The following is a 6804-nucleotide window of genomic DNA, read 5'->3' as shown; positions in this document are numbered from 1 at the left end:
TCCCGGGTGTCGAACTCGATCCGGGAACTCGAGGAGGGTCCGGTCGACGCCGCACGGCGGTGGCTGGTGGATCCGCTCTGCGGCACCTTGAACTACGCCGCGGGCACCATGCTGGTGGCCGTCAACGTGGCGCTGCGCGAGGGGGCGGCGGCGGTGGCGGACCCGTTCGCCGACGAGGTCTTCTTCACCGACGGTACGACCGCCTGGGTCCGTCGCGACGGGGTCGACGAGCGGCTGGCGCCCACGCCCGCCACCCGGCTGGTGGACGTCAACCTGGATCCGCCGTTTCCGAACGCGCCCGGATTCCGGGCCGTGGACCTGTTGGCCCACCCCGACTTCGTCGGGCGGTTCCGGCCGCGGGTCGTGTCCACGACGCTGGCGCTGGCCTGGGTGGCGACCGGCCGGCGCGCCGCGTACGTCACCGACGGCGGCGACCTGTCCGGCAGCGTGCACTTCGCCGCCGGCATCGCGCTGTGCCGGGCCGCGGGCTGTGTGGTCACCGGGATCGACGGCGGCCGGACCGGGCCGGGTGGCCGCGGCCTGGTGGTGGCGTCGGACGCCGACACCCACGGCCTGCTGATGGACCTGATCCGCAGCCGGCGCTAGGGCGGCGGCCGCGACTCGCGGCCAATTCGGGCGACATCCGCGCGGCAGCCTGGCAGGCTCGCTGATCATGCACGGACGATGGGACGGCCTGCGGGCCGAGGTACGCGCGGCGATCGACGAGCTGGTCACCTCCGGCCGCGAGGCCGGCGTGCAGGTGGCCGCCTACCTGGACGGCACCGCGATCGTGCAGGAGCAGGCCGGCCTCGCCGACACCACCACCGGCCGGCCGCTGACCGCCGACACGCCGGTGCACGCGGTCTCCACCGGCAAGGGACTCACCGCCACCGTGGTGCACGTGCTGGCCGAGCAGGGGCGGCTCGACTACGACCTGCGCGTCGCCGAGGTGTGGCCGGAGTTCGCCCGGCACGGCAAGGACGGCATCACGCTGCGGCACGCGCTCACCCACACGGCCGGGCTGCCGGCCCTGCCCGCCGACGTCACCCCGGCGGACTTCGCCGACTGGGACCGGATGTGCGGGCTGCTCGCCGACGCCGAGCCGCGGTGGGCGCCCGGCGAGCGGCTGGCGTACCACGCCTGGACGTGGGGTTGGCTGGTCGGCGAGGTGGTCCGGCGGGTCACCGGGAAGCCCGTCTCGCAGGTGCTGGCCGAGGAGGTGGCCGGGCCGCTCAGGGTGACCGGCGAGCTGTTCCTCGGCGTGCCCGAGGCCGACCTGCCCCGGCTGGCCCGGCTGGAGGACGCCGGCCTGGCCGCGCTCATGACCTACGCGAGCGCGAACCTGCCGAACTTCGACGCGGTGGCCCCGCGGCACGTCCGCCCGGACGCCACGACCGGCAGCCGCCCCGAGGTGCTGCGCGCCGACGTGCCGGCGGTCGGCACGATGTCCGCCCGCGCGGTCGCCCGGATGTACGCGGCGCTGCTCGGCCCGGTCGACGGTGTGCGGCTGATTTCGCCGGAACGGCTCCGGCAGGTCTCCGCGGTAGCGGTCCGCGCCGAGGAGTGGGTGTTCGGGCAGGAGACGACCTTCGGCCTCGGCTACGCGGTCGACGCGGACGGCTCGTTCGGCACCGCCGGCAGCGGCGGCAGCCTGGCGTTCGCGTACCCCGCGCTGGGGTTGACCGTGGCGGCGGTGCGCAACCGGCTCGGCGCGGGCGACGGCGACCCGATGGAGCAGCTACGGGTGCTGGTCCGCGACCGGGTGGCCACGGAACTCGGCCGCTGATCGCTGTCGAAACCGGCGGTCGCCGTTCGTGTCAGGGGTGAAGGGCCGGCAGCGGGCCGGCCCCGCCCCGAGGGAGCGGCATGCGGAAGATCATCGTCACCGAGAACGTCAGCCTGGACGGGGTGATGCAGGCCCCCGGGCGGCCCGACGAGGACACCCGGGACGGCTTCACCCGGGGCGGCTGGGCGGTCCCCTACAACGACCCGGTGATGGGGCGGAAGATGGGCGAGGGCATGGCCTCGACCGGGGCGCTGCTGCTCGGCCGCCGCACCTGGGCCGACTTCGCCGGCTACTGGCCGCGACAGACCGGCAACCCGTTCACGCCGGTGCTCGACGCGCTGCCCAAGTACGTCGCCTCGACCACGCTCGACGAGCCGCTGCCGTGGGTGAACTCGCACCTGCTGAAGGGGGACGTCATCGAGGCGGTGCGGGAGCTGAAGGCGCAGCCCGGGCCGGACATCGCCGTGCTGGGCAGCGGTGCGCTGGTCCGGTCGCTGCGCCGGCACGGGCTGGTCGACGCGTACGTGCTGCTGGTCCACCCGCTGGTGCTCGGTGGCGGGCGGCGGCTGTTCGACCCCGGCGACGAGCCCGGCGAGCTGCGGCTGACCGACAGCGTCACCACCACCACCGGGGTGGTGATCGCCCGCTACGAGCCGGCCTGACCGGCGGCCCGCGATCCGGCCTCCGGCACGGGGGCGGGGGCCGGGTCGCGGCGCAGCCGGGCGCGCAGCCGGTCGGCGGCGTCACCGAGCACCGCGCCGGTCATCGGCAGCAGCGGGCTGGACCGCATCACCGCCAGGTCCTCGGCCGGTGAGGTGGCCCCGTCGAGGAAGCGCAGTACCCGCTCCGGCGGGTTCCGGTCGAAGAGCCGCTCGAAGAACGCCACCCCGCCGACGTGCCCCCGGTCCAGCGCGCGCAGCGCCACCGCGTCCATCCACCGGTGCCGCCCCGGGTACGCGGGCGCCGGCACCGGCGGCCGGCCCGCCGCCAGCGCCCGGGCCACCTGCTCGGCCTGCCGGAGCATCGCGGAGAAGGTGAACCCGGTCGAGGGGCGGGTCGCGCCGCCCGCGGTGCCGAGCCGGACCACCCGCGGCGAGGGGCGGAGCACGAACGGGCCGTCGGTCATCGGGATCACCCCGTTCTCCACCTCCCGCACCCGCAGCCCGCCGAGGTCCAGGCCCAGCAGGCCGGCGTACCCGCGCAGCGCCGCGTCGTAGCCCGCGTCGGTGAGCACGGCGGGGCCGAACTCGGTGTACTCCACCAGGGCGAAGCGGTCGTCCACCGGCAGCACGTAGCCGAAGGAGACCCCTCGGGCCGGCTGCGGGGTGCGGAAGTCCATGAGCACCGCGCGGCCCGGGTCGAACGTGGGCCGGTCGGCCGCCAGCCACCAGCCGCGGAAGTGCTGGAGCCAGCTGGTCCGGCCGGGCCGGGCCGGCGGGCGGGGCCGGGAGTCGAGCACCCAGCCGGCCCGGACCAGCGGCCGCCCCTCCGGGTCGGGGACGGTCACCCGGTGGCCGTCGTCGGCCAGCACGCCGGCCGGCGCGCAGATCCGCACCGCGCCCAGCCGCCGCTCGGCCGCGGCAGCCCGGTCGTAGACCGGGGCGGAGCGGAGCATGGCGTACCTCAGCGGGGTGAGCGGCAGGACGCGGCGGCCGGCGGGCGTGACCACGTCGACCTCCGACCAGCTCGCGCTGAGCAGCGGGTCGAGATCACCGCCGGGGGCGCCCCAGAACGCCCAGGTGCGGTCCTGGCCGCGCTTGTGCACGGGGTCGACCACGGCGACCCGCAGGCCGGTCAGGTCGTGCCGGTCCAGCGCGGCCAGCACCAGGGAGGCGGCCCCGCCGCCGCCCACTAGCGCGAGGTCGACCTCGACCGGGCTCGGATGCACCCGCCCACGCTGCCACACGTCCGAACGGGCCACCGCCCGGGACCCGCCGTTCCGCACCGGGCGCGGCGCGTAGATTCGCAGGAGATCACGAGGACGGGGGAACGGCATGGCGCAGGCGCCGCTGCGGGTGGGACTGCTGGGGTACGGGATCGCCGGGCGGGTGTTCCACGCCCCGCTGGTCGCCGCCACGCCCGGCCTACGGCTGGACGCGGTGGTCACCCGGGACCCGGAGCGGCGGGCCCAGGTGCAGGCCGAGCACCCGGACGCCCGCGTCCTGGACGACGCCGACCAGCTCTGGCGGGCCGCCGACAGCCTCGACCTGGTGGTGGTGGCGACGCCGAACCGGCAGCACGTGCCGATGGCCCGGGCCGCGGTGGCGGCCGGGCTGCCGGTGGTGATGGACAAGCCGCTCGCGCCGACCGCCGCCGAGGGTCGGGCGCTGGTCGCCGAGGCGGCCGCCGCCGGGGTGCCGCTGACGGTGTTCCAGAACCGCCGCTGGGACGGTGACTTCCTGACCGTGCGCCGGCTGGTCGAGGCGGGCGAGCTGGGCCGGGTGGCCCGCTTCGAGTCCCGGTTCGAGCGGTGGCGGCCGGCGATCAAGCCGGGCTGGCGGGAGAGCGCCGCGCCCGGTGAGGCCGGCGGCGCGCTGTTCGACCTCGGCGCCCACCTGGTCGACCAGGCGGTGCGGCTGCTCGGCCCGGTGGAGCGGGTCTACGCCGAGGTGGACCGGCGCCGCCCGGGCGCCGAGGTGGACGACGACGCGTTCGTGGCGCTCACCCACGCCGGCGGTGCCCGCTCCCACCTGTGGATGAGCGCGGTGGCCGCGCAGCTCGGCCCGCGCTTCCGGGTGCTCGGCGACCGGGCCGCCTACACCACGTACGGGCTGGACCCGCAGGAGGCGGCGCTGCGCGACGGCGGCCGGCCCGGCACCCCGGGCTGGGGTGAGGTCGACGCCGACCGGTACGGCCGGCTCGGCGCCGACGGCGAGCTGCGGGCGGTGCCCACCGAGGCGGGCCGCTACCAGGACTTCTACACGCAGGTCGCGGCCGCGCTGCGGGACGGCGGACCGCTGCCGGTGGACCCGGCGGAGTCGGTCGGGGTGGTCGAGCTCATCGAGCTGGCGCACCGGTCGGCGTCGGAAGGCGTCACCCTGCCGGTGCCGCCGCTGCCCTGAGGTCAGTGCGGGAACGCCCGGGGCGTGCGGGTGCGCACCTCGGCGCGGAAGGCCTCGATCCGGGATGCGACCTGCCGCACGTCGACCGTGTGTTCCAGCCGGTCGAGGTAGAGCGAACGGCGGGCCAGCCCGGCCAGGTCGAAGCTGAAGTAGACCGCCATCAGCGGATTGACGAACAGCGTGCTCCCCCGGGCGCGCCGGGTGACGTGCACGTCCCCGTCGGCGCCCCGGTGGCCGCGGCGATCTGCCCGTGCACGATGCTCGGCCGCAGCGGCGTGGCCGCCTGCCCGTACGCCACCGCTTCCCGGTACAGCCGGGCCTCGCGGCTCTCGCCCGGGATGGACAGCGCGCCCAGGTACGCGCCGTCCCGGTCGAGCGCCGCGATGTTCTCCAGCACCTGCGTGTGGTTCACCCCGTGGTACGCGTCGATGCCGAAGCCGAGGCAGACCACGAGCCGCACCGGCACGTCCAGCCCGGCGACGGCGGCGAGGCTGGTCATGTCCTCGACGGGGGTGCCGAGACCCGCCTCGTCGCCGCCTCAGGATGTCCGTGCCGCCGTCGACGGTCCGCGCCGGCTCCAGCGCGGCGAACAGCGGCGGCACCGCGAGGGACGGCATCCGGTTCCTCCTCAGCCGACGACGGCCGGGGTCTCCCGGCCGTCCGGGGCGGGGGCGGCGTACGCGGCGGCCACCGTGGCCCGGTCGAACACCCGCCAGGTCATCGCGATCACCGCGACCGCCACCACGAACCCCACCCAGTAGGGCGCGGTGATCCCGTACCGGTCGGCGACCAGCCCGCCGAGCAGCGCGCCGACGCAGTTGCCACCCGCCGCGATGAACAGGGTGGTGCTGCCCACCCGGCCCATCAGCGCGGGTGGGGTGAGCCGCTGGCGCAGCGAGTTGGCGACGATGTTCCACAGCGCGCCGTGCACCCCGAAGGCGAACAGCGCCACCCCGACCACCGCGGCGCTGCGCGAGGCGGCCAGCGCCAGGTGCAGCCCCGCCTCGATCACCAGGCCCACCCGGACGGTCCAGGTCGCGGTGATGGCGGCGATCAGCCGGTCGCCGACCGCCGACCCGAGCAGCCCGCCCACGGCCATGCAGGTGAACAGCGCGCCGTAGCCGACCGAGCCGAGGCCGAGCCGGTCGGTGGCCAGCAGCACCAGCACCGCGAGGGCGGCGGTCAGGGTGACGTTGAGCAGCCCGATGAGCAGGGTCATGGTGCGCAGCAGCCGCTGGGACAGCAGCCAGCGGAACCCCTCGGCGACCTCCGCGCGCACCGAGCGGCGCCCGCCCGCACCCGGCGAGCCCCGGTACGACCCGGCGAGGAGGCCGACGAGGACGGCGCTGAGCGCGTACGTGCCGGCGTTGACCGCGAACGGGATGGCCGCGGCCACCACGAAGAGGAAGCCGCCGAGCGGGCCCGCGACCATGTTCTGCATGATCTGGGTGCCGCCGCCGAGCCAGCCGTTGGCCCGTTCCAGGCGGGACCGGGGCACCACCGCGGGCACCACCGCCTGGGCGGCGCTGCGGAACACCACCTCGCCGGTGTTGACCACGAACAGCACCACGTAGAGCAGCGCGACCCCGGCCCGGTCGGCGACCATCGCGACGGCCAGCACGGCCAGCGCGGCCACCCGCAGCCAGTCGATGACCACCATCAGCCGCCGCCGGTCCACCCGGTCCACCAGCACCCCACCGGGCAGTGCGAACAGCAGCCAGGGCAGCCAGGCCACCGCGGTGCCGGCCGAGACGGTCAGCGGGTCGTCGGTCTGCGAGGCGACGTAGAGCGGGGCGGCCACCGTGGCCATGCCGCTGCCCAGCGCCGACAAGGTGCTGGCCGTCCAGAGCCGGGCGAAACGCCCGTCGAGCCGATCCCCCGTGGTCCCCGTCACGGCGAGCGAACCTACCAGCCGCCAGCCGCCGGGCCGATCGGATTCCCGGCCGGCCTGGACGG

Annotated in this window: 8 protein-coding genes; 4 read left to right on the top strand and 4 right to left on the bottom strand. The window is 76.3% G+C overall.

Going from position 1 to position 6804, the window contains the following annotated elements; genetic code table 11:
* The 3 genes from ACW0Q9_RS27975 to ACW0Q9_RS27965 all read left to right on the top strand — a co-directional run.
* A partial coding sequence (locus ACW0Q9_RS27975; RefSeq protein ID WP_456186330.1) for an inositol monophosphatase family protein occupies window positions 1–606 on the top strand: 606 nt, incomplete at its 5' end.
* A gap of 67 nt (window positions 607–673) precedes the next feature.
* Entirely contained in the window at window positions 674–1786 is a 1113-nt protein-coding gene (locus ACW0Q9_RS27970) for a serine hydrolase domain-containing protein (RefSeq protein WP_456186328.1), read from the top strand.
* Between the two features lie 80 nt (window positions 1787–1866).
* A complete protein-coding gene (locus tag ACW0Q9_RS27965) occupies window positions 1867–2448 on the top strand; it encodes a dihydrofolate reductase family protein (protein ID WP_456186326.1) in 582 nt (193 codons plus the stop codon).
* Here ACW0Q9_RS27965 and ACW0Q9_RS27960 read toward each other — a convergent pair.
* Window positions 2433–3692, bottom strand: a complete 1260-nt coding sequence (locus ACW0Q9_RS27960; protein WP_456186334.1) for a lycopene cyclase family protein — start codon at window positions 3690–3692, stop codon at window positions 2433–2435. The two genes, ACW0Q9_RS27965 and ACW0Q9_RS27960, sit on opposite strands and share 16 nt — an antisense overlap.
* Window positions 3693–3780: 88 nt before the next feature.
* Between ACW0Q9_RS27960 and ACW0Q9_RS27955 the strand changes: the two genes are divergently transcribed.
* Window positions 3781–4848, top strand: coding sequence for a Gfo/Idh/MocA family protein (locus ACW0Q9_RS27955; protein WP_456186324.1), 1068 nt, complete (start codon window positions 3781–3783; stop codon window positions 4846–4848).
* A 2-nt stretch (window positions 4849–4850) separates the two neighbouring features.
* Here the strand turns inward: ACW0Q9_RS27955 and ACW0Q9_RS27950 are convergent, their stop codons facing one another.
* The 3 genes from ACW0Q9_RS27950 to ACW0Q9_RS27940 form a co-directional block, all read right to left on the bottom strand.
* Entirely contained in the window at window positions 4851–5009 is a 159-nt protein-coding gene (locus ACW0Q9_RS27950; protein ID WP_456186322.1) for a hypothetical protein, read from the bottom strand.
* Window positions 5009–5347, bottom strand: a complete 339-nt coding sequence (locus ACW0Q9_RS27945) for a hypothetical protein (protein ID WP_456186320.1) — start codon at window positions 5345–5347, stop codon at window positions 5009–5011. The genes ACW0Q9_RS27950 and ACW0Q9_RS27945 overlap by 1 nt, the downstream gene beginning before the upstream one ends.
* A gap of 129 nt (window positions 5348–5476) precedes the next feature.
* Window positions 5477–6742 (bottom strand): MFS transporter, encoded by a 1266-nt coding sequence (locus tag ACW0Q9_RS27940; RefSeq protein WP_456186332.1) that lies wholly within the window; start codon window positions 6740–6742, stop codon window positions 5477–5479.
* Window positions 6743–6804: the final 62 nt, after the last annotated feature.

The organism is Micromonospora sp. I033, assembly GCF_053890995.1.
The sequence above is the reverse complement of the archived record's forward strand: the minus strand, read 5'-3'. Positions and strand labels throughout refer to the sequence as shown.